Origin of the sequence: Pseudorhodoplanes sp. (assembly GCF_046289595.1) — a bacterium.
Classification (GTDB): Bacteria; Pseudomonadota; Alphaproteobacteria; order Rhizobiales; family Xanthobacteraceae; genus Pseudorhodoplanes.
In genome coordinates, this window is the sequence record NZ_JBKBVB010000027.1 from 1 (window position 1) to 21,817 (window position 21,817).

A 21,817-nucleotide genomic window follows, 5' to 3' on the forward strand; every position below is an offset into this window, starting at 1 on the left:
AAGCTGGCATTCGGCTCGTCCGGAAACTTCACCCGGCAGATCCAGCAGGGCGCGCCGTTCCAAATGTTTCTGTCCGCCGACGAGGATTACATCTTCGAACTGGCGAAAAGCGGTCATGCCAAGGACAACGGTACGCTTTATGCGATCGGACGCATCGTCGTCATCGTGCCTCATAATTCACCATTGAAAGCGGACGGATCGCTGGCCGACCTGAAGGCCGCGATTGCCGACGGCCGGGTGAAGAAATTCGCCATCGCCAACCCCGAGCATGCACCTTACGGCAAGCGCGCCGAGGAAGCGCTGAAGCATCAGGGCATATGGACCGCTATCCAGGACAAGCTGGTACTCGGCGAGAACGTTTCGCAAACCGCGGCCTTCGCCACCTCCGGCTCGACGCAGGGCGGGATTATCGCTTATTCGCTGGCGCTGTCTCCGAAGGTTTCCAAGCTTGGCGCTTACGCTCTGATCCCTGCCGAGTGGCATCAACCGCTGCGGCAGCGGATGGTGCTGACGACCAAAGCCGGTCCAGTCGCCGAACGGTTTTACGCTTTCATGCAAACGCCGCCGGCGCGCAAGATCATGATCAAATACGGCTTCGTGCTACCTGGCGAATGACGAGAGGTTGAGACGAGACTGCTGCTATGGACTGGACGTCCCTCTGGCTGTCGCTGCGGCTCGCCGCATGGACGGTCGCCATCCTGCTGCCGCTCGGCATCGTCGCCGGGCGGTGGCTCGCCTATCGCGACTTTACCGGCAAGGCAGCGGTGGAGGGGCTTGTCGCCCTGCCGCTGGTGCTGCCGCCGACCGTATTCGGCTATTACCTTCTGGTGGCGTTCGGCGGCAATTCGCCGGTCGGACAGACGTGGGAAAAGCTGTTCGGGCATCAGCTCGTCTTCACCTTCGAAGGCCTTTTGCTCGCGTCCGTGATCGTCAACATCCCGTTTTCGATCCAGCCGATGCAGCGGGCGTTCGAGGCCATCTCCCGCGATGTACGTGACGCCGCGGCCTGCTCGGGCATGACACCATGGACCGCGTTCATGCGGGTCGAATTGCCGCTGGCGTGGCCGGGCATCCTGACGGCGATGGTGCTGAGTTTTGCGCATACGCTCGGTGAGTTCGGCGTGGTGCTGATGGTCGGCGGTTCGATTCCCGGCGAGACCAAAACGATTGCGATTTCGATCTACGACCGTGTCCAGGCCTTCGACGATGCCGCAGCGGCGCAGATGTCGGCGCTGCTCCTCGTCATGTCGCTTCTGGCCATTGCGATGACCTTCGCGTTTTCGCGCCGGGTCGGACGGAGGCTCGCGTGAAGCCGGTCGGACTGTCCATATCATTGCATCAGGCGGACCCTATTCCGCTGGCCATCGATCTCACCTGCGCGTCGGGCGAAATTCTCGCGCTGGTCGGCCCCTCCGGCAGCGGCAAATCGACAACGCTGCGCTCGATCGCAGGCCTGTACCGGCCGCGAACGGGCAAGGTGAGCGTGGGCGGCGATGTCTGGTTCGACAGCGAGGCCGGGCTTGCGCTGCCGCCGCACCGCCGGCGGGCCGGCATGGTGTTCCAGAACTACGCGCTGTTTCCGCATATGACGGCGCTCCGCAATGTGATGAGCGCGCTTGATCATGTGCCCAAGGCCGAACGCGCCGCGCGCGCGGAAGCCTTGCTCGATCAGGTTCATCTGAACGGCCTCGGCGCACGCCGTCCGGCCGAATTGTCCGGCGGCCAGCAGCAGCGCGTCGCAGTGGCGCGGGCGCTGGCCCGCGATCCGAAAGTCCTGCTGCTGGACGAGCCGTTCTCGGCGGTGGACCGGGTGACCAGACGGAAACTGCACCAGGAAATCGCCGAATTGCGAAAGCAGCTGTCGATCCCGACAATCCTCGTGACCCACGACATCGACGAAGCCGTGAAGCTTGCCGATACGATGGTCGTCCTGCATGGCGGACGCATTCTCCAGAGCGCCCAGCCGCGAGCAATCATGGAGAACCCGGCAACCCCCGAAGTAGCGGAGGTGCTGGGCCTCGATCCATAGTGGGTTGTCCCGCAAAGCCGAATGCTGCGATAAAGGGCGATGCACCCGCCATCCCGCGTTGTTTGCCTGACCGAGGAAACCGTGGAGACGCTTTACCTCCTCGGGGAACAGGATCGCATCGTCGGCGTCTCGGGCTATGCGGTGCGTCCCGCCCGGGTGCGCAAGGAGAAACCGCGGGTCTCGGCCTTCATCAGCGCGGATGTGCCGAAAATCCTCGCGCTCGACCCGGACATTGTTCTCACGTTCTCCGATCTGCAGGCGGATATCGTGGCGCAGCTGATTCGCGCTGGCGTCGAAGTGCATGCCTTCAACCAGCGCGACGTCGCGGGAATTTTCGCAATGATCCGCACACTCGGTGCGCTGGTCGGCGCGCAGAACAAGGCGGAGGCGCTGGCGGCATCGCTTCAGGCGAAGCTCGACGCGGTTCGCACCGACGCGGCACAATTGTCTCGACGGCCGCGCGTCTATTTCGAGGAATGGGACGAGCCGATGATTTCCGGCATCCGCTGGGTGTCGGAACTCATTGAGATCGCGGGAGGGGTGGATGTCTTCCCGGAACTGTCACGGAATAAGTCCGCACCAGAACGCATCGTCACGCCGCTGCAGGTGATCGCGGCATCGCCCGAAATCATCATCGGCTCATGGTGCGGCAAGAAATTCGTACCGGCCAAGGTCGCAGGCCGCGTTGGCTTCGACGCGATCCCGGCGGTCAGGAACGGCTTTCTGCGCGAGATCAAGTCGCCGCTGATCCTGCAGCCGGGGCCTGCGGCGCTGACCGACGGGCTCGATGCGCTCGCCGCGATCGTGCGCGACTGGGCCGCGGCTCAACGCACAGGCAGCCGCGCGATTTCGTCCGCCATGTAATCGAAAGCGGCGATCAGCGCGGGCCCGCCGCACATGGTGTAGCGCGTGGGCAAGGCGACGCGCCGCTCCGGCGGATAGCGTTCGCGCAAAGCCGGATGCAGGAGAAAGATCGCGCCCTGATCGGTGGCCTGGCGCGGCGGGTCTTTCAGGAAAACAATATCGGGATTGAGCACCAGAAACCTTTCGAGCGGAATGAAGCCGCCATAACCCTGCGGCGCGCCGGCCGGCGGCTTCAGCCCGGCCGCGGCAAGCAATGTTGCGGCGAGACTCGCCGGCCCTTGCGTATAGCCGCCGCGCTCGACCACCAGCGCGGTGCGGTCGCCTTTCGGCGCGGCTGCTGCGAGGCGTGCCCGCGCGCGGTCCAGTTCCGCAATCAGCCTTTCGCCGCGCTCCTTGTGGCCCAGCAGCGCCGCCATCTCGCGGATCTGACGGCGGGCCGAATCGAGATCGCTGACGAAGCCGGTCTCGACCACCGGGAGTCCCTGCGCCGCCAGCATCCGCCGCGTGATGGAGCGGTCATTGGGGCCGACCAGAACGAGGTCGGGCTCGAGCAGGAGCGTCGACTCGGCTTGCCAGTCGGCTTTCCGGAAGTGCCGGGCCTTGTTGGCCACCACCGACAGCGCGGGATCGGCAGCGTAAGGCGAGAGCGCCGCGATCTGCTCCGGGTCGGCCAGCGCCACGACGAGCTGGTCGGCGCAGAGATTGAACGACACCACACGCCGGGGCGCATCGGATTGCGCGGTACCGGGCCAAAGCGACGCGCACAGCAAAGGCAGGAGCAGGAATGTTGTTGCAGCCTTGCGCATCATGCGGCCATAAGGCCCCGGCGGGGCCAAACATGCAAGCGAGACAGAAATCGGACTGGCGACTGAACGCGGCGCTGTCCGCGCTCGTCCTCGCCTTGATGGCCGCGTCCCTGATCACCGGCCCCGCCGGCTTGTCCGCACGGACCGCGCTGCAGGCGTTATGGAGCGGCGATGGGGTTGCTGGCATCATCGTCCGAGACATCCGCCTGCCGCGCACGCTGCTCGCAGCGCTGATCGGGGCGACGCTCGGCCTTTCCGGAGCGGCCTTGCAGGGCCTGTTCCGCAATCCACTGGCCGAACCGGCCTTGTTCGGTGCGCCGCAGGCCGCGGCCGCCGCGTCGTCGTTCGTCATCGCCTTCGGCTTGCTGCCAGCGACGTCGCTGCTGGTCCCGGTCGCCGGCATGCTCGGCGCGCTGGTATCGGTCGGCGCGCTGGTGCTGATCGCCGGACCGCGGACGAGCCTCACGGTGATCCTGCTCGCCGGCCTTGCGCTCGCCGCTTTTGCGGGAGCGATGACCGCGCTCATCCTCAATCTCGCGCCCAATCCCTTCATCGCACTCGAAGTCGCATTCTGGTTGCTCGGCTCGCTGGAGGACCGCTCGCGCGACCATCTGACGATCGCCGCCCCTTTCATGATCCTCGGCTGGATCGTTCTGCTGTCCCAGGCGCGCGCGTTCCGCGCGCTGACGCTCGGCGACGATGCCGCGGTCTCGCTCGGTGTCGATCTGCAGCGCACGCGGCTCGCCGTGGTGCTCGGCACCGCGTTCGGCGTGGGTGCTGCGACCGCAGTCGCAGGCGCAATCGGCTTTGTCGGCCTGGTCGCGCCGCATCTGGTGCGCCGTCATGTGCAGTCGGACCCGGCGCGCATCATGCTTCCCGCGGCGCTGGCCGGGGCGGCGCTCCTGCTCGCCGCGGACATCGCAGTGCGGATCGTACCGTCTGCGATCGAGCTGAAGGTCGGTGTGGTCACCGCGCTGATCGGCGTACCGTTCTTTCTCTTCATGATCTTCAGCGAGCGCCGATGGCTCGAGGGCGAACCGTCATGAGCGCGCCACTCCTTGCAGCGAAGAGCATCTCCGTACGCCTCGGCGGCCGCACCATCGTCGAAGACGCGAACGTGACGCTGTCCGCAGGCGAGATGGTCGTCCTGGTCGGGCCGAACGGCGCCGGCAAGACCACGCTCCTTAAGGCGCTGGCGGGCCTCGTCCCCTGTTTCGGAACGGTCGAATTCGAAGGCCGTTCCGCAAGCACGCTGACAGCCCGCGAGCGCGCACGGCGTCTCGCCTATCTGCCGCAGGGGCACTCGTTCTCGTGGCCCTTGCCCGCAGGCGAGATCGTGGCGCTCGGCCGCTATCCGCATGCCGATCCGTTCTCGCCGGTCAACGACGCCGACCGCGCCGCGGTCGAACAGGCGATGGACATCACCGGCACCAAGGATTTCGCCGAACGCATCGTCACCAGCTTGTCCGGCGGCGAGCGCGCCCGTGTTGCGCTGGCCCGCGTGCTGGCAACGCAAGCCAACGTCTTGCTGGCCGACGAGCCGACCATCTCGCTCGACCCCCGCCACCAATTCGTGGTGATGGATGTGCTGCGCCACGCAGCAAAGGCCGGAGGCGCGGTGCTTGCGGTGATTCACGATCTGGCGCTGGCCGCGCGCTATGCGGACCGGCTGATCGTCCTCGAAAAAGGCAGGATCGTTGCCGACGAGAAGCCTGCGACCGCGCTCAGCCCGCAACGCATCGCCGCGATTTTCGGCGTGGAAGCCGACATGATCCGGATCGGCGAAATGCAGGTGCCGCTGGTGAGGAGGCCGTTATAATGCGTGCTGCCGTCATTCCCGACGCCGCGAAACGGCGATCGGGATCCAGAGGCCATCGAGGGAATGACCTTGATTTCAGGGTTCTTACTTGCGAGCGCCCGGAATGACATGAAGCGGCCTCACGCCTCTACCCCCCGCCGTGCATCCTCCTCGCGCAGCTTGAACCGTTGCAGCTTCCCCGTGGCGGTGCGCGGCAGGTCGGAGCGGAGTTCGATCCAGCGCGGATATTTCCAGGTGCCGGCACGCGCTTTCACATGCTCCCGCAGCGTCTGCAGCAAGGTTTCGTCATTGGCATGGCCGTTCTTCAGCACCACGAAGGCTTTCGGCTTGATCAGGCCGTCGGAATCCTCCTTCGGAATCACCGCGGCGTCCTGCACCGCTTCGTGCGACATCAGCGCCGCCTCCACATCGTAGGGCGAGACCCACATGCCTGAGACCTTGAACATGTCGTCGGTGCGTCCGCAGTAGAAATAATAACCCTCGGCATCGCGATAGAATTTATCGCCGGTGAAGGTCCACTCGCCGGCGAAGGTGGATCGGCTCTTGCGCCGCTGGTTCCAGTAGCCCTCGCCCGCAGAAGGCCCGCGCACGATCAGTTCGCCGATCTGACCCGCCGGCAATTCGGCGCCGTTTTCGTCGACGATTTTCAAGTCGTATCCGGGCACCGGCTTGCCGGTCGAACCGTAACGCACCTCGCCGGGGCGGTTCGACAGGAAGGTCTGCAGCATCTCGGTCGAGCCGATTCCGTCGAGCACATCGACGCCTGCCACATCGCGCCAGCGCTCTCCGATATGCGCAGGCAGCGCCTCGCCCGCGGACACACAAAGGCGCAACCGGTCGGACCCGGCGCCGCGCGACATCTCCGCATGCGAAAGCAGCGCGGTGTAGAGTGAGGGCACCGCATAGAAAAGGCTCGGGCGATGGTCGCGCATCAATGCGAACATGGCTTCGGGCGTCGGCCGCTCCGGCCACAGGATGGTGGTGGCGCCGACCGACATCGGAAACGACATGGCGTTGCCGAGCCCGTAGGCGAAGAAAAGCTTCGCGGCCGACAGCACCACATCGTCAGGACCGATACCGAGGATGCCCTGCCCCATCAGCTTTGCCGTCGCCATCAGGCTGGAATGGACATGCTTGACGCCCTTCGGCTCGCCGGTCGATCCCGACGTATAGAGCCAGAATGCGACCTCGTCGGAGAGTGTGGCGGCGTGGAACACGTCGGCGCTGCCCATGCGGCATACCGCCTCGAAGGGAAGCGGCGTGCGGCCGGAAAGCGTCGGCAGCGCCTCGGCTCCGTCGCCGGCGACAATGAGATGGCGAAGCGATGGCATCGCCGGGATGACGTCGCGCAGCATCCCGGCCAGGGACGTATCGGCAACCAGCGCGCAGGCGCGGCTGTCGCCAAGCATGAAAGCGTATTGCTCGGGCTTGAGCCAAGTATTCAGCGGAATAGCGACGATCCCGGCGCGAATCGCGCCGAAGAACGCCACCGGAAAATCGACCGTGTCGGGCAAGAGCAGCGCCAAGCGATCCTCGGGCTTCAGCCCCAGCGCCAGCAGGCCCGACGCGAATCGGCAGCTCCGCTGCTGCAATTGCGCGTAGGTGAGACTGCGTTGCGGATCGATGAAAGCCGGCTTTTCGCCGAAGCCACGCGCGACATTGGCGTCGATAAAATCCACGGCCGCATTGTACGGCTGGCGTTCCAGATATGGCTCGGACACTGGACGCTCCCTTCGTCCGGTTCTCCGTTTCTTATTGTTTCGGCTTCTTGTTGGCGTTTCTTATTGGGCCTTTGGCCTTTGGCCTTTGGCATCGTCCCCTAATGCAGCGCGAATGCCTTCGCCTGCAATTCGTTGAGCAGATCGGTCGATCCCTGCACCGCCAGCCGCTGGTGATAGAGCCGCAACCCGTGCAATCCGCCCAGTTCCTCGCCGTTGCCGGCGCGGCCCGGTCCGCCGTGATGGCATTGCGGCATCACGATGCCATGGCCGGTATGCACATCGGCGATCGATGGCTCGACCATCAGCAGGCGGCCATGCGACGGCCCTAGCTCTGCGACTGCGCGTGCAAAGAACGCGCGATCGTCGCCATAGACGGACGCGACCAGCGAGCCGCCGCCCCGCGCCACCAGCGCGAAGGCTTCAGCTTCGCTCTTGTAGGGAACGATGGTCGCGGCCGGGCCGAACACCTCGGTGTCGTGGACCGCATCCGCACTCCCCCCGTCGGGCACCCGCATGAGCGTCGGCGGAACGAAGGCCGATTTCGCCGGATCGATGCCGTCGATGGCCGGCGCGCTCGCGCCGCCGGTCAGCACCTGCGCCTGCGCCGCAATCTTGCCGATGCCTTCGAATGCCGCCGCCTGCTGCGCCCGCGTCACCACCGGGCCCATGCGCGTGGTCTCGTTGCGGGGATCGCCGAGGGTGATTTTCTTCAGCCGCGCCAGCAACGCGTCGGCGACCGCATCGGCGCGATCGGCCGGCGCGAAGACGCGGCGGATGGCGGTGCATTTCTGTCCCGCCTTCACCGTCATTTCGCGGCCGACTTCCTTGATGAAGGCATCGAAAGCGGCATCGCTCGCACCGGGCGCGAGCAAGGCCGCGTTCACGCTGTCGGCTTCGATATTCACACGCACGCCGCGCGCGAGAATGTTCGGATGGCGGAGAATGCGGCCCGCGGTCTCCGACGAGCCGGTGAAGGCGATCACGTCGTCGGCCGTCACGCTGTCGAGCAGATCGCCGGCGCCGCCGCACAGCAGGCTGAGCGCGCCCTCGGGCAGAATCTTGGCGGCGATAACGTCGCGCACCATCTCATGCGTCAGCATCGCCGTCGAGGACGCGGGCTTGGCGAGCGCCGGCACGCCGGCGAGCAGCGACACCGCGGCCTTCTCCCAAAGTCCCCAGCTCGGGAAATTGAACGCGTTGATATGCACCGCGACGCCGTGGCGCGGCGCGAGCAGATGGATGGCCTGAAAATTCTCGGCCTTGGCAAGCCGCACCGGCTTCTCGTCGAGCAGAAAGGTCGCGCCGCCGAGCGAGCCACCGAGCCGGGCGTAATATTTCAGCGTGCCGATGCCGCCGTCGATGTCGATCGCGGCGTCAATCTTGGTGTTGCCGGAATTGGCGATCGCGATCCCTTCATATTTCGCACGATTGGCAACGAGTACATCCGCTACCGCGCCGATCAGCTTGGCGCGTTCCGCGAAGGTGAGCGCGCGCAGCGCCGGTCCGCCGGACTTGCGCGCATGATCGAGCGCGGCATTCAAGTCGAGACCGCGGGCGCTTGCGGTTGCGAGCACAGTGCCGTGCACCGGATCGACCAGCTCGGTCTCGACGCCGTCGCCGCGCCGCCACGCGCCGGCGAGATAGCTTTCGAGCGCCTGTGGCGAGTTACTCATGATCCCGGTCTCCCTTGAGCGCGCGAGCGCATCATGCATCCTCTCAGCGAGCGGGCCAGACCACGAGACGGGATTCGGCTGTCACAAAGATGGAACGTCGGGCGCCCGCGCAATTGCGATGATCGTCCTTAACGCAGTGCAGCATACGAGCGCAATGCACGGCAGCATCCTGCCATCGCCGAAGCGGCGAGGCGTCAGAGTTCCGCGTTGTCGCGCTCGAACGCCCAGATCCGTTCGAACCCCATCAGCCGGGTGAAGGCTGCGAAATCGTGGAACTCGCCGGTCCATCCGGCGGTCGAGCCGCTGCTGCGGATCTCGCCATAGACCGCGCGCAAGGCGGCCGCCATGGCCAGCAGGCCCGAGACCGGGAAAATCGCCAGCTTGAAGCCGAGCCGCTCCAGTTCGTCGCGGCTCAGCACCGGCGTGCGGCCGCCCTCGACCATGTTGGCGAGCAGCGGCACGTCGAAGGAGCGCCCGATCCTCTCCATCTCCGCTTCGCTCTCCGGCGATTCGATGAACAGGACATCCGCGCCGGCCTTCACGAAGGCTTCGCCGCGGCGCAGCGCCTCGTCGAGACCGAGCGAGGTGCGCGCATCGGTGCGGGCCACGATCAGGAAATCCTTGGAGCTGCGCGCCTGCGCGGCCACCTTGATGCGCCGCACCGCGTCCTCAAGCGGGACAACACGACGTCCCGGTGTGTGACCGCATTTCTTGGGAAATTCCTGATCCTCGATCTGGATTGCGGCGGCGCCGGCGGCTTCATAGCCGCGAACGGTGAAATCCACATTCAGCAACCCGCCGTAACCGGTATCGCCGTCGGCGATCAGCGGCGTCGCCGTCCCTTGCGCGATCTGCTGAACGCGGCCGACCATCTCGGTATAGCTCGCAAGCCCTGCATCCGGCAGACCGAGATGCGAGGCCACCACGCCGAAGCCGGTCATGTACAGCGCATCGAAGCCCATGCTGTCGGCCATGCGCGCCGACACCATGTCGAACACCCCGGGAGCGGAGATCAGGCCCGGCTGCTTCAGCCGTCCGGCGAGCGTGCTTTGCCGGTTGGAGGTTGCGGTCATCACGGATCTTTGTTGCTTGTCGCGCAATGTGTCCGGGCCGGACACACAATGCGGCTGGTGCCGGCGGAGGGATTTGAACCCCCGACCACCCGCTTACGAAGCGGATGCTCTACCACTGAGCTACGCCGGCGAGATGCGAGACGGTAAGGCGCCCCTGATAGCGGTCCATATCCCCTTTTTCAAGGCGTGCGGATGACAGCCTCACCAAGCACCGGGGGCGCAGACGCAGCCGCGGCGCTGGTATCCCGTCAGAACAGGCGCTTCCAGCCGGCCGCGGGCGAAGCCGGGTCGGGCTGCGGCTCGCGCTCCTGGTCAGGCTCGGGACCCGGATCGTCCGGAACCTGCGCAATCGGAATGACCGTCTCGGCGTCCGGAACCTTGCGCGGGCTTTCGACCACACGCGGCGGAACGACCGTCGCTGCCGCGGCGGGCAAAGCGGCTGGCGGCGGCGCCTCGGGGACCGGCTTTGATTCGATGGCCGGCCGGGCCGGCTCCCGCTGAACCGGCTCCTCTTGGGCCGGCGGCGGTGCAGGCGCGATCGCCGCGACCGGAGTCTTCCATTCGAACGCGTCGATCCGCCCCGAAACCGGCGACACCGGCAGCCATTGGTCGGACGCATAGCCGTCCGCCATCCAGACCGGATCGCGCGCCGCATGCACGGCGCGTGCGGTCCATTCGCGGGCGCGGCCCTCGTCGGCGAATTCGGCTTGTTCGAGATCGGCCATCAGGAGCGCAACCCGCTGCGTCGGCTGCGCGGTAAACGGCGACAACGCATCGCGCGCCTGCGCGAATTCGCGCGCATCGATGGCCGCCCGCGCCAGCGCCAGCGCGCTCTCGATATGAGCCGGAGCAAGAGCTGCAAGCCTGCGCACACGATTGAGCCGGTCGCGCGCGGAATCGCCGAAGCGCAGATAGGCATAGGCCTCGGCAAGGTCGGGATGCGGCGTGGTCCGCCATGCATGCTCGATCGTGCGCGTCGCCTTGCGCAGATCGCCGCCCTCGGCGAGATAGCGCGCGGCAAGGGCGGCTGCAGGCACCAGATCGGGCGCGAGCCTGACGGCTTCGGTTACCAAAGCCTGGGAGGTCTCACGCTCGGTGTTCTCCAGTCCAAGCGCGCGCGCCGTCAACAGCACGGCGCGCTGGCGCCGATAGCTTGCACGATCCAAGGCGCCGGCGGACCGGTTCTTCTCCAGTATATCGAGTGCACCTTCGTAGTCGCCGTCCGCGCAGCGAATCTGCAGGACTGCATTTCCGGCCCAGGTCAGCGCCGGCGCCGTGCGCGCCGCTTCCTCGGCATAGGCACGCGCGCTCGCAAGGTCATCGCGGCGCTGCGCTTCGATAAACAGCCCGCGCAATCCGAGCAGCTTGGTCTGCTCGCCCGCGGCCATACGGCGGAATGCCGTCTCCGCCGCGACGCGGTCACCGGACAACTGCGCCGATTGCGCCGCAAGCAGCAGCGCCAGCGGCTCGTCCGGCGCGATCTTCCTCACCTCGTCGGCATAGCGTTGCGCCGTGCGCGCATCGCCTGCACCGACTGCAATCAGGCCGCGCATGATTGCGCGTTCCTTGCGCAATTGCCGGCGATTGCGCAGCGCCTCCGCGAGCCGCGCTGGCGAACGCCACACGCCGCGCAGGATCGACCACACCAGCATCATCGCTGCAGTGACGGCGAGGATCGCCGCGAGCAGGACCATCACGGAAGTCTCGATGCGCCAGCCCTGCCATGTCAGCGTGACTTCGCCCGGCCGATCGGCGAGCCAGCTCACCCCCAGCGCAAGAAGGCCGACAACGATCAAAAACAAAGCAACCCGGATCATCCTGCAGCGGCCTCACGATCCGGATTTTGAAAGCGCATCGAGCGCGGTCTGAGAAATGCTGCGTGCCGCGGCGATAGCCGCGACGCGGGCCTGCGCCTTTTTGATCCAGGCTTCGGCCGGTGCGCGGGTTTCCGGCGGCAATTTGGATAGTTCGGACAGCGCACCATGGATATCGGCCTGACCGGCCCGGCTCTCGATCCGCGCGCCGATTGCGGCCGGCTCGTCGCCCGGCACGTCGCCCGCCGGGCGAATGCGCACGATCTTTTCGGCATTGGCCTGCAGCCGTTCGATGAATGAGCCACCCGGCGCTTCATCCTTGCGCAAAGCCTTCCAGATCGCGGGCATCACCCCGGAAAGCTCGCGTCCGAGCGTATCCGCGGTCGGAACGCCGGACGTTGCGAAAGGCTCGAGCGCCGCAACAGCATCCGAATGCCCGGACCACGACTTGACGGCCGCAAGTTCAGCCGCGAACGGCATGCCTGTCGCGACGGCGTCGCGCAACGCAAGCGCTGCGATCGCGAAGCGGCTTTTCGCATCGTCATGTGAGATGCGGCTGGTAAGCTCGGCTTCGCTTTTTTTGACCGATTGTTCGAGCGTCGCGACCCTTGCAGTCAGCGCATCGACGTCGGCGTGCGTTTCTGCCGACTCGGTGCGCGCTTTTTGCGCCGCTTCGATGGCGGAGGCTGCGGTCGTGGCGCGCTCGCGCGCCTCCTGGGCCAGCGCGGCAATATCGTCGCTTCTCTTTTCGCGCGTTGCCGTCATCTCGGCGAGCGTTTTCACTGCGGCTTCCGCGGCAGCAATGCGGGCAAGCAATTGCGGATCGGCTTCGCGCGGTGAAGCCAGCTGTGTCTCGATCTTCGAAAGGCGCGCCTGCAGTTGCGGATCGTCTTTCGGCGGCGCATTCAGCGCGGCTTCGAGCTTGGCGAGCCGCCCCTGCAGCTCCCGGACCTGCGGAGCTTCGCTGGAAGCCGCCGCGAGTTGAGTCTCCAGACGGCCGATCCGCTCCAGCAATTCCTGCGAAGGCGTCGCCACAACCGGGACCGGCGCCGAGTGCTGTGAGGTGCGGCCGGTGAACAGCTGCGCGGCGCCCAGGCCAATGACAAAGAAGACCAGCGCGGCTGCGACCGCAACACCGATGAGCGGCCATGGAATGCCATGCGGCGGCCGGTCCGCGGAGCCGCTTTGAACCGGCTCGATGCGTGCGGCATTGCCGAACGGCTTGTCCGTCGCATTTGCAGGCTTGCGGTCAGAGCCAGCCTGCGACGCCGCGGCAGCCGGTTCCGCGGGCTTGAGCGGCTCCGGCTTGCCGGATTCGACCGTGCCGGATTCAGCCTTGCCGCCAACCGAAGCTGCCGGTTCGGATGTGACAGCCTCCGGCTTGACCGCTTCGGGTTGGGCGGCATCCGGCGTCACACGCTCGGGCGCCGCGGCTTCCGCAGGAGCGGATGGCGTTTTGGCGGGGTCGGATTTGATTTCAGTCGCCTTCAGGTCGATCGTGGTCGGCCGATTGGTGCGGCCCGCGGCTCCGCCGGCGGATTTCTTGGGGTCGTTCTTGTCCTTGCCTTGTGCCATCTTTTCTTTCTTCACGGCGCGGCCTCCTCGGACGAGACGGGAGACAGGGACCAAGCCAAGACACGGCCCCCTGACCGCTTTCGATACTAGGGATGACGCATCGCGGCAACTTGACCTTAAGACGCGGATAATAGCGCCAGCATTGACGGTTCATCCCGTTTCTGGGCCACAAGAATGGATTTGACGTTAATCGCCGCCAAAGGTTCCGCCGCATTCGCTGAAAGGCAGACATGCATCATGCGCGCCGCGGCGGCCTCCGCGCCCGCAGCACGAATGCAATCGATGAAAATTGCGGTGCTGCGCCGCGAGAAATGCAGTGCGGCGTCAAGTTGTCCGTCCCGCAAAGCCGCCGCAATCTCGGGGGCAAAGCGCTGCGCCGCCACCGCACGATAAACCACCGCAAGTTCGAGCCGTAAGGCATAAGGCGACAATTCCGCCGCCATGTCTCGCGCCCGATCTTCCCCGGCAAGATAGAGCAGCGGCCTGTCGCGGTCGCCAAGCCGCGATCCGATCAATCTGGCGAGGTCGCCGCCATCGCCGTCCGCAGCCTCGACCGTGCGAAATCCAGCCGCTCGCGCGGCAGCCGCGGTCTGCGATCCGACCGCATAACAATCGAGCGCAAGAAGCGACCGGACGTCCGGATGACCGGCTATCGCGCGTGCGGCATTGCCGCTGGTCATCAGCACAGCCGCGAAAGGGCCGGGTCCGATTCGCGCATCCGCAATCGGCTCGATCAGGAGCAACGGCGCCATCACCGGTTGATGGCCCAGCGCGCGCAACGCCTCCGCCGTACGTTCGGCTTCCGCAAGCGGCCGCGTCAGGAGCACACGCATCACCGGCTCGTGAAGAAATCGGGCCCGCCGCGCGCTTTCAGTTCGCGGCCCGCATCGGCGCCGAGCCGATCTGCGTCCGCAACGGCCCCCTGACGCGCGGTTTCGAACACCTCGCTGCCATCGGGACGCAGGATCATCCCTTGAAAACGCAGCACATCGCCGTCGACAATGGCGTGGCCGGCAATCGGCGTGCGGCAGGAGCCGTCCAGTGCGGCGAGAAAGGCGCGCTCGGTCTCGAGCGCAATCCGCGTCGCGCGATGCGCGATCGGGGCCAGCAGGTCGAGCGTGCGGGTGTCGTCCATGCGCGCCTCGATGCCGATTGCACCCTGCCCGACCGCCGGCGGGAAATCGTCGAGTGGCAGGATGGCGGTGGCCTCGCGCTCCAGGCCGAGCCGCTTCAGCCCGGCCAGCGCCAGCATCGTGGCGTCAGCCTCGCCCTCGTCGAGCTTGCGCAGCCGCGTCTGCACATTGCCGCGAAAGGTTTCGACCCGCAGATCGGGCCGGAGCCGCTTCACCAGCGCCTGGCGGCGCAGCGAGGCGCTGCCGACCACAGCGCCGTGCGGCAAATCCGCCAACGTCGCCGCCTTGCGGCTGATGAAGACGTCGCGGACATCCTCGCGTTCGAGATAGGCAACCAGCGCAAGGCCGTCCGGCAACAGCGTCGGCATGTCTTTCGAGGAATGCACGGCAATGTCGATCTTGTGCGCCAGCAGCGCTTCCTCGATCTCCTTGGTGAACAGCCCTTTGCCGCCCGCCTCGGACAATGGCCGGTCGAGAATCTGATCGCCCGTGGTCTTGATGATGCGGATCGCAATCTCGTCGGCTCTACAGCCATGTGCCGCAGCCAGCCGCTGGCGCACGGTATAGGCCTGCGCCAGCGCCAGCGGAGAGCCGCGGGTACCGATCCGCAACAGGTGTGCGGAAGTTGCCGATTGCGCCATCAAACCTCGCAATGCTACCGGACCGCTTTAAATATGCTGTTCCATGGACCGGGCCCGGGTCTTTCGCCCCGCATAGGGCCGTGTCCCGGCGGGGAATGCAAGCCGATGATCGTGCTGGGCATCGAAACCACCTGTGACGAGACCGCAGCCGCGATCGTTGAGCGGGACACGGACAGACGCGGACGGATATTGTCGAACATCGTGCTGTCGCAGACCGACGAGCATGCCGCCTTTGGCGGCGTGGTCCCGGAAATTGCCGCCCGCGCCCATGTCGAGGTGCTGGATCTCCTCATCGCGCAGGCCATGGCCGAAGCGCAGTGCAGTTTCGACGCGCTCGACGGGATCGCCGCCGCCGCGGGGCCCGGGCTGATCGGTGGAGTCATCGTCGGACTGACCACCGCCAAGGCGCTGGCACTCGTACACCGCACCCCGCTGATCGCGGTCAACCATCTCGAAGCGCATGCGCTGACCGCGCGGCTGACCGACGGCGTGGATTTCCCGTATTGCCTGTTTCTGGCGTCCGGCGGACACACCCAGATCGTGGCGGTGCGCGGGGTCGGCGATTATGCCCTGCTCGGCAACACCATGGACGACGCCGTCGGCGAGGCTTTCGACAAGACCGCAAAGCTTCTCGGTCTGGGCTATCCTGGCGGGCCGGAGGTCGAGCGGCGGGCGGCGCTCGGCAATCCGCAACGTTTCGCTTTGCCCCGGCCGATGCAGCACAGGCGCGAGCCGGATTTTTCGCTGTCCGGGCTGAAGACAGCGGTGCGGCTGGAAGCCGAGCGGATCGCGCCGCTGTCCGATCAGGACGTCGCCGATCTTTGCGCCTCCTTCCAGCAGGCAATTGTCGATACGGTTTACGACCGGCTGCGCGCCGGCTTGCGGCGTTTCCGCGAGCGCTATGGTGCGCCGAATGCGCTGGTCGCCGCAGGCGGCGTCGCCGCCAATCAAAGCATCCGGCAGACCCTGCAGCGGTTGACGGACGAGCAGGATATTGCGCTGATCGTGCCGCCGCCGGCCTTGTGCACCGACAACGGGGCCATGATCGCCTGGGCCGGCGCGGAGCGGCTCGCCTGCGGGCTCACCGATCCGCTCGATGTCGCCCCCCGCGCGCGCTGGCCGCTCGAGGCCATCGTCCCGGCCATACCGCGAGGCTGAACCATGCCCTATCAGCGATTGTCCGTGATCGGAGCCGGCAGCTGGGGGCTGGCGCTGGCGAGCGCCGCGTTCCGGGCCGGCCGCGATGTCACGGTCTTTGCGCGCAATCCGGACATCGCGGAGACCATCGCCCAGACACGCAAGAGCGCACGGCTTCCCGGCATACAGATCGACGGGGGCATCGCCATCACCGCAAAGCTCGACGAGGCGACGCGCTGCGATGCGCTGCTGCTGGTCGTACCGGCGCAGGCGATGCGCGACGTTGCATCCCTGCTCACACCGCTCATCACCAACGGCATGCCGGTGATCGCCTGCGCCAAGGGAATCGAGCGCGGCACCGCAAAGTTCATGACCGAAGTAATTACGGAAGCCGCACCGAACGCCGCGCCCGCCATTCTGTCGGGGCCGAGCTTCGCCGCCGACGTGGCGCGCGGCCTGCCGACCGCGGTGACGCTCGCGGCGCAGGACGAAAAGACCGCGGCGAGCCTGTGCCGCGCGCTTGGTTCGGACACCTTCCGGCCCTATCACACCACCGATCTGCGCGGCGTCGAGATCGGCGGCGCGGCCAAGAATGTGCTGGCGATCGCCGCCGGCGTGGTCTCGGGACGCGGGCTTGGCGCGAGCGCGGCCGCAGCCCTCACCACCCGCGGCTTTGCCGAACTCATGCGGTTCGGCCGCGCGCTCGATGCCCGGCCGGAGACACTGACAGGCCTGTCCGGGCTCGGCGACCTGATCCTGACCTGCTCGACGCCGCAATCGCGCAATTTTTCGCTCGGCCTTGCGCTCGGAAAAGGGCTGTCGCCGCTCGAAGCCATTGCCGAGGCCGGGCTTGCCGAGGGTGTTTATACCGCCTCGGTGCTGCAGGAGATGGCGCGCGCGCGGGACATTGACATGCCGGTGGTGGACGCTGTTGCCGACGTGCTCGGCGGCGCGCTCACCATCGGCGAGGCAATCGAACGGCTGATGACCCGGCCGTTTCGTGCGGAGGTTTGACGATGAATTACTGGCTGGTGAAAAGCGAACCGGATGCCTGGTCCTGGGACCAGCAGGTGAAATCCGGCAAGAAGGGCGAAGCCTGGACCGGCGTGCGCAATCACACCGCCAAACAGAATCTGCAGAAGATGAAGAAGGGCGACCTCGCCTTCTTCTACCATTCCAATATCGGCAAGGAGATCGTCGGCATCGTCGAGGTGGTGCGCGAAAGCTATCCCGACCCGAGTGCCAAGGCGGGCGAGCCCTGGGTGGTGGTGGACTTTGCCGCACGCGAGCCGATGAAAACGCCAGTCACCCTCGATGCCATCAAGGCCGAGCCCAAGCTGAAAGACATGGCGCTGGTGAAGCAGTCGCGGCTTTCGGTGCAGCCGGTGTCGGCCGCGGAATGGAAGCTCGTCTGCAAGATGGGCGGGGTTTGACCTGCACCGGTATTGCGCGCGGTCTGGCGCAGCTGCTGCTCCAGACTGCCGCTCGCACGGGTCATCTGACGAAAGTTCGACAGCCAAGCTCTTGTCGCTGCCAGAGCGGCTGTCGCATAATTGCGGCAAATCAAGACAGGCGCTCAGGAAAAGCGATTGAACCCTGCAGCCTGGCCGGGGAGGAATAGATGTCCGACAAGCTCTACGAAGTCTCGCCCGAGTGGCGGAAGCGGGCGTTTATCGATAACGCCAAATACAAGGAAATGTATGCGGCGTCGGTGGCCGACCCGAACACATTCTGGGCCGAGCAGGCCAGGCGCGTCGACTGGATCAAGCCCTTCACCAAGGTGAAGAACACCTCCTACGATCCGCACAATGTCTCGATCAAATGGTTTGAGGACGGCACGCTCAACCTCGCCTTCAACTGCATCGACCGGCATCTGGCGAAGCGTGGCGACCAGGTTGCGATCATCTGGGAAGGCGACGACCCGAAGGATTCCAAGACCGTCACCTACAGGCAATTGCATGCCGAGGTTTGCAGGTTCGCCAATGTGCTGAAGGCGCAGGGCGTCAAGAAGGGCGACCGCGTCACCATTTATCTGCCGATGATCGTGGAAGCGGCATACGCCATGCTCGCCTGCGCGCGCATCGGCGCGGTGCATTCGGTGGTGTTCGGCGGCTTCTCGCCGGATTCGATCGCCGGCCGCATCGAGGACTGCAAGTCCACCGTGATTGTCACCGCCGACGAGGGTTTGCGCGGCGGCCGCAAGATTCCGCTGAAGGACAATATCGACGCGGCCTGCGACAAGGCCGGCGGCGTGACCTCGGTGATCGTGGTCAAGCGGACCGGCGCACCCGTCAACATGAAGGCCGGCCGCGATGTGTATTTCGACGACGCCGCGAAAGACGTGCCGGCCGATTGCCCTTGCGAGGAGATGAATGCGGAAGACCCGCTCTTCATCCTCTACACCTCCGGCTCGACCGGTAAGCCGAAGGGCGTGCTGCACACCACCGGCGGCTATGCCGTCTATACCTCGATGACGCATCAATATGTGTTCGATTATCACGACGGGGACATCTACTGGTGCACCGCCGACGTCGGCTGGGTGACCGGCCACAGCTACATCGTCTATGGCCCGTTACAGAACGGCGCGATCACGCTGATGTTCGAGGGCGTGCCGAACTACCCGACCAATTCGCGGTTCTGGGAGGTCATCGACAAGCACAAGGTCAATATCTTCTACACCGCACCGACTGCGATCCGCGCCCTGATGCAGGCCGGCGACGGGCCGGTGAAGAAAACCTCGCGTGCGTCGCTGCGGCTCCTTGGTTCGGTCGGCGAGCCGATCAATCCGGAAGCCTGGGAATGGTATTACCGCGTGGTCGGCGACAGCCGCTGCCCGATTGTCGATACTTGGTGGCAGACCGAGACCGGCGGCATTCTCATCACGCCGCTGCCGGGCGCCATCGCGCAGAAGCCCGGCTCCGCCACGCTGCCGTTCTTCGGCGTTCAGCCCGAGATCGTGGACGCCGAAGGCAAGGTGCTGACCGGCGCCGTCACCGGCAATCTGTGTATTGCGGATTCGTGGCCGGGTCAGATGCGCACGGTCTATGGCGACCACCAGCGTTTCGTCGATACCTACTTCAAGACCTATCCCGGCAAGTATTTCACCGGCGACGGCTGCCGGCGCGACGAGGATGGCTATTACTGGATCACCGGCCGGGTCGACGACGTGATCAACGTCTCGGGCCACCGCATGGGCACCGCGGAAGTGGAGTCCGCGCTGGTCGCACATCCCAAGGTGTCGGAGGCCGCCGTGGTGGGGTATCCGCATCCGATCAAGGGGCAAGGCATCTACGCCTATGTCACCCTGATGGCCGGCGAGACCCCGAGCGACGACCTCAAGAAGGAGCTGGTCGGCTGGGTGCGCAAGGAGATCGGCGCCATTGCCGCGCCCGACCTCCTGCAATTCGCGCCCGGCCTGCCCAAGACCCGCTCCGGCAAGATCATGCGGCGCATCCTGCGCAAGATCGCCGAGGACGATTTCTCCAATCTCGGCGATACGACGACACTCGCCGACCCGGCCGTGGTGGACGACCTCGTCACCAACCGACAGAACCGGGCGCGCGCTTAAGATCCGGACAAGACAGGTTGTCGCAGCGTGAATGGCAACGGGACAATCCCCGTTGCCGGATTTCAACACCGGTCAGATTGTTGCGGCCGCACGCTTTTTCGGCTGGCGCGATTGGTCTATTTTCCGGCGCAAATCGGGCCGGAAGCAGGCCCATGCAAGATTCGGGAATGAAATCATGCGTCTGGCGCTGGCTTTTTCGCTTGCCATCTCCGTGATCGCACCGCTCTTCGTTGCGGTCAGCCCGGCCGAAGCGCGGCAGACCGTGACGTTCCGCGAGGATTATTCGCCCGGCACCGTGGTGGTGAAGCACAGCCAGCGGCGGCTCTATTACGTGCTGCCTGGCGGCAAGGCGATCGTTTATCCCGTCGGCGTCGGCCGCGCCGGCAAGGCCTGGTTCGGCACCCGCTATATCAACGGCAAGCGCATCAAGCCGGCCTGGGCGCCGCCGCGCGAGGTCAAGCGCGATAATCCGCGGCTGCCCGATGTCATTCCCGGCGGCGTGCCGGCCAATCCGATGGGCGCCGCCGCGCTCACCCTGTCGGGCGGTGAATATGCCATCCACGGCACCAACGTGCCGGGCTCGATCGGCGGCTTCGTCTCCTATGGCTGCATCCGCATGCACAATGCCGACATCCTCGATCTCTATGATCGCGTCGGCTACGGCACCCGCGTGGTGGTGACGCGATAGCTTCAACCTCCGCTCATGCCCGCGAAGGCGGGCATCCAGCATTGTGACTCTGGATCCCGCTTTCGCGGGGACGAGCGGTCCAGGTTGTCGGCCGCGCATCTATCTCCCCGCCCTATCCAGAATCTCCGTCAGCTCGTCCGGCAGATCGAGCATGATGTCGTGCCCGCAGGGCAGCGCATGGGTCTCCCAGCCTGCCTGCTTGGCCGCATCGTGGAAGCGTTTGAACGGGCTCTCGCGCGGCAGCACCGCGCCGTGGACGTAGATATTCTTCTTCACCGCACGATACGCGCCGGTGAGTGTGACCTTCTCGATCATGGTGCCGATCGGCTGCGGCGCTGCAAGCGCATCGACCCGCGCCGCGTCGTTGTCGTTGACCCCGAAATAGGCCTTGGCCGGCGGCGGCGGGATCAGGAGGCCGCCGTTGTTGCCGGCGCGCTCAAGAAACATCTGGGTATTGGCGGGAATGTTCAGATCGAACAGCGATTGCCCGTCCTGCGGCACGAAGGCATCGAGATAGACCAGCGCCGCGATCTTTTCCGGAATTTTGTCCGCGATCGCGGTGATCACCATACCGCCATAGGAATGGCCGAGCAGAACGAGATCCGACAAACCCTCGTAGCGGATCACATTGAGCACATCGGCGACATGAGTGGTGAGATTGATGTCGCCGGACAAGAGATGCGCGCGCTCGCCTGCGCCGGTCAGGGTCGGCGTGAACACGCTGTGGCCGCGCTTGCGCAAGGCTTCCGCAACGCGGGCGAATTTCCAGCCGCCGCCCCAGGCGCCGTGAACGAGGACATAGGTGGTCATGTGATCCCTTCTCCCAGCAACACGATCTGTCATGGCCGGGCTTGACCCGGCCATCCATCTTCTTTCGATTTTGCTTGCTTTGTTCGCTTGATGGATGCGCGGGTCAAGCCCGCGCATGACTGAGGGCAAAGCTCCGCCGGCCCTGTTCTTTTGACGGCGCGGGCGCGCCCGTCGTCCCATCTCGCATTCCTTCCCTCGGGCAAACCCAAGGGCGCATCGCAGTCTAGCTTGCGCAGACTGCGTAAACTTGTCTGCGCACGCCGGGCTTTCAGCCAGCCCATGGCCTCATGCGCGATGAGGGAAAGCGCATGAGCAGGTCGTCACCACGGACCGCCGAAAAATTCCGGCGTTCCGCGCGCGGTGTTTGAAGGCTTGCTCCGCTGGACCCCCGGTGGACTGACGAAGCTATCCACCGCTGCGACGACCTGACCTTAAACCTTTCCGGATGTGGCGTCCGTACTCGGTC

General features: G+C 65.7%; 20 protein-coding genes and 1 tRNA gene. 11 read left to right on the plus strand and 10 right to left on the minus strand.

The genetic code is table 11. From position 1 onward, the window contains the following. From modA to ACK41X_RS08070, 4 genes are all read left to right on the plus strand, one after another. Positions 1–615 (plus strand): molybdate ABC transporter substrate-binding protein (gene modA, locus ACK41X_RS08055; RefSeq protein WP_409721091.1); only part of this gene is annotated, 615 nt, incomplete at its 5' end. Between the two features lie 26 nt (positions 616–641). Beyond that, the gene (gene modB, locus ACK41X_RS08060; protein ID WP_409721094.1) at positions 642–1,310 is read left to right on the plus strand and encodes a molybdate ABC transporter permease subunit; all 669 of its coding nucleotides are present in this window, start codon (positions 642–644) and stop codon (positions 1,308–1,310) included. Further along, positions 1,307–2,029, plus strand: coding sequence for an ABC transporter ATP-binding protein (locus tag ACK41X_RS08065; RefSeq protein ID WP_409721096.1), 723 nt, complete (start codon positions 1,307–1,309; stop codon positions 2,027–2,029). Before modB ends, ACK41X_RS08065 begins: the two co-directional genes overlap by 4 nt. 39 nt (positions 2,030–2,068) lie before the next feature. Then, on the plus strand, positions 2,069–2,893 hold the full coding sequence (locus ACK41X_RS08070) for a cobalamin-binding protein (protein WP_409721099.1): 825 nt from the start codon (positions 2,069–2,071) through the stop codon (positions 2,891–2,893). Here ACK41X_RS08070 and ACK41X_RS08075 read toward each other — a convergent pair. After that, positions 2,854–3,702, minus strand: coding sequence for an ABC transporter substrate-binding protein (locus ACK41X_RS08075; protein ID WP_409721102.1), 849 nt, complete (start codon positions 3,700–3,702; stop codon positions 2,854–2,856). The two genes, ACK41X_RS08070 and ACK41X_RS08075, sit on opposite strands and share 40 nt — an antisense overlap. A gap of 29 nt (positions 3,703–3,731) precedes the next feature. On the opposite strand from ACK41X_RS08075, the gene ACK41X_RS08080 reads away from it, so the two are divergent. Together ACK41X_RS08080 and ACK41X_RS08085 are read left to right on the plus strand one after the other, a co-directional pair. Beyond that, positions 3,732–4,745, plus strand: a complete 1,014-nt coding sequence (locus tag ACK41X_RS08080) for a FecCD family ABC transporter permease (protein WP_409721105.1) — start codon at positions 3,732–3,734, stop codon at positions 4,743–4,745. Then, complete coding sequence (locus ACK41X_RS08085) at positions 4,742–5,518, plus strand: ABC transporter ATP-binding protein (RefSeq protein WP_409721108.1); 777 nt, start codon at positions 4,742–4,744, stop codon at positions 5,516–5,518. The genes ACK41X_RS08080 and ACK41X_RS08085 overlap by 4 nt, the downstream gene beginning before the upstream one ends. A 119-nt stretch (positions 5,519–5,637) precedes the next feature. On the opposite strand, the gene ACK41X_RS08090 is transcribed toward ACK41X_RS08085, so the two are convergent. The 8 genes from ACK41X_RS08090 to hemC form a co-directional block, all read right to left on the minus strand. Next, the gene (locus tag ACK41X_RS08090; RefSeq protein WP_409721111.1) at positions 5,638–7,239 is read right to left on the minus strand and encodes a benzoate-CoA ligase family protein; all 1,602 of its coding nucleotides are present in this window, start codon (positions 7,237–7,239) and stop codon (positions 5,638–5,640) included. A gap of 98 nt (positions 7,240–7,337) precedes the next feature. Continuing rightward, on the minus strand, positions 7,338–8,912 hold the full coding sequence (locus ACK41X_RS08095) for a 3,4-dehydroadipyl-CoA semialdehyde dehydrogenase (RefSeq protein ID WP_409721114.1): 1,575 nt from the start codon (positions 8,910–8,912) through the stop codon (positions 7,338–7,340). 194 nt (positions 8,913–9,106) lie between these two features. Further along, the gene (locus ACK41X_RS08100; protein ID WP_409721117.1) at positions 9,107–9,985 is read right to left on the minus strand and encodes an oxaloacetate decarboxylase; all 879 of its coding nucleotides are present in this window, start codon (positions 9,983–9,985) and stop codon (positions 9,107–9,109) included. A 55-nt stretch (positions 9,986–10,040) separates the two neighbouring features. Further along, positions 10,041–10,115, minus strand: a tRNA-Thr gene (locus ACK41X_RS08105). Positions 10,116–10,233: 118 nt separating this feature from the next. Then, positions 10,234–11,802, minus strand: a complete 1,569-nt coding sequence (locus ACK41X_RS08110; protein ID WP_409721120.1) for a heme biosynthesis protein HemY — start codon at positions 11,800–11,802, stop codon at positions 10,234–10,236. A 12-nt stretch (positions 11,803–11,814) separates the two neighbouring features. Further along, on the minus strand, positions 11,815–13,389 hold the full coding sequence (locus ACK41X_RS08115) for a hypothetical protein (protein ID WP_409721123.1): 1,575 nt from the start codon (positions 13,387–13,389) through the stop codon (positions 11,815–11,817). A 101-nt stretch (positions 13,390–13,490) separates the two neighbouring features. Continuing rightward, entirely contained in the window at positions 13,491–14,207 is a 717-nt protein-coding gene (locus ACK41X_RS08120) for a uroporphyrinogen-III synthase (RefSeq protein WP_409721125.1), read from the minus strand. Beyond that, positions 14,207–15,148: a hydroxymethylbilane synthase gene (gene hemC, locus ACK41X_RS08125; RefSeq protein ID WP_409721128.1), complete on the minus strand. Its 942-nt coding sequence runs from the start codon at positions 15,146–15,148 to the stop codon at positions 14,207–14,209. The genes ACK41X_RS08120 and hemC overlap by 1 nt, the downstream gene beginning before the upstream one ends. A gap of 111 nt (positions 15,149–15,259) precedes the next feature. On the opposite strand from hemC, the gene tsaD reads away from it, so the two are divergent. The 5 genes from tsaD (at position 15,260) to ACK41X_RS08150 (ending at position 20,541) form a co-directional block, all read left to right on the plus strand. After that, entirely contained in the window at positions 15,260–16,306 is a 1,047-nt protein-coding gene (tsaD, locus tag ACK41X_RS08130) for a tRNA (adenosine(37)-N6)-threonylcarbamoyltransferase complex transferase subunit TsaD (protein WP_409721182.1), read from the plus strand. Positions 16,307–16,309: 3 nt separating this feature from the next. Beyond that, entirely contained in the window at positions 16,310–17,299 is a 990-nt protein-coding gene (locus ACK41X_RS08135) for an NAD(P)H-dependent glycerol-3-phosphate dehydrogenase (RefSeq protein ID WP_409721131.1), read from the plus strand. 2 nt (positions 17,300–17,301) lie between these two features. Continuing rightward, on the plus strand, positions 17,302–17,718 hold the full coding sequence (locus tag ACK41X_RS08140) for an EVE domain-containing protein (RefSeq protein WP_409721134.1): 417 nt from the start codon (positions 17,302–17,304) through the stop codon (positions 17,716–17,718). A 188-nt stretch (positions 17,719–17,906) separates the two neighbouring features. Further along, positions 17,907–19,853 carry an acetate--CoA ligase gene (gene acs, locus ACK41X_RS08145; RefSeq protein ID WP_409721137.1) on the plus strand — a complete coding sequence of 649 codons (1,947 nt, stop codon included), beginning with the start codon at positions 17,907–17,909 and terminating at the stop codon, positions 19,851–19,853. A gap of 175 nt (positions 19,854–20,028) precedes the next feature. After that, positions 20,029–20,541, plus strand: a complete 513-nt coding sequence (locus ACK41X_RS08150; RefSeq protein WP_409721139.1) for a L,D-transpeptidase — start codon at positions 20,029–20,031, stop codon at positions 20,539–20,541. A 99-nt stretch (positions 20,542–20,640) separates the two neighbouring features. On the opposite strand, the gene ACK41X_RS08155 is transcribed toward ACK41X_RS08150, so the two are convergent. After that, entirely contained in the window at positions 20,641–21,351 is a 711-nt protein-coding gene (locus ACK41X_RS08155; RefSeq protein WP_409721142.1) for an alpha/beta fold hydrolase, read from the minus strand. Between the last annotated feature and the right edge of the window lie 466 nt (positions 21,352–21,817).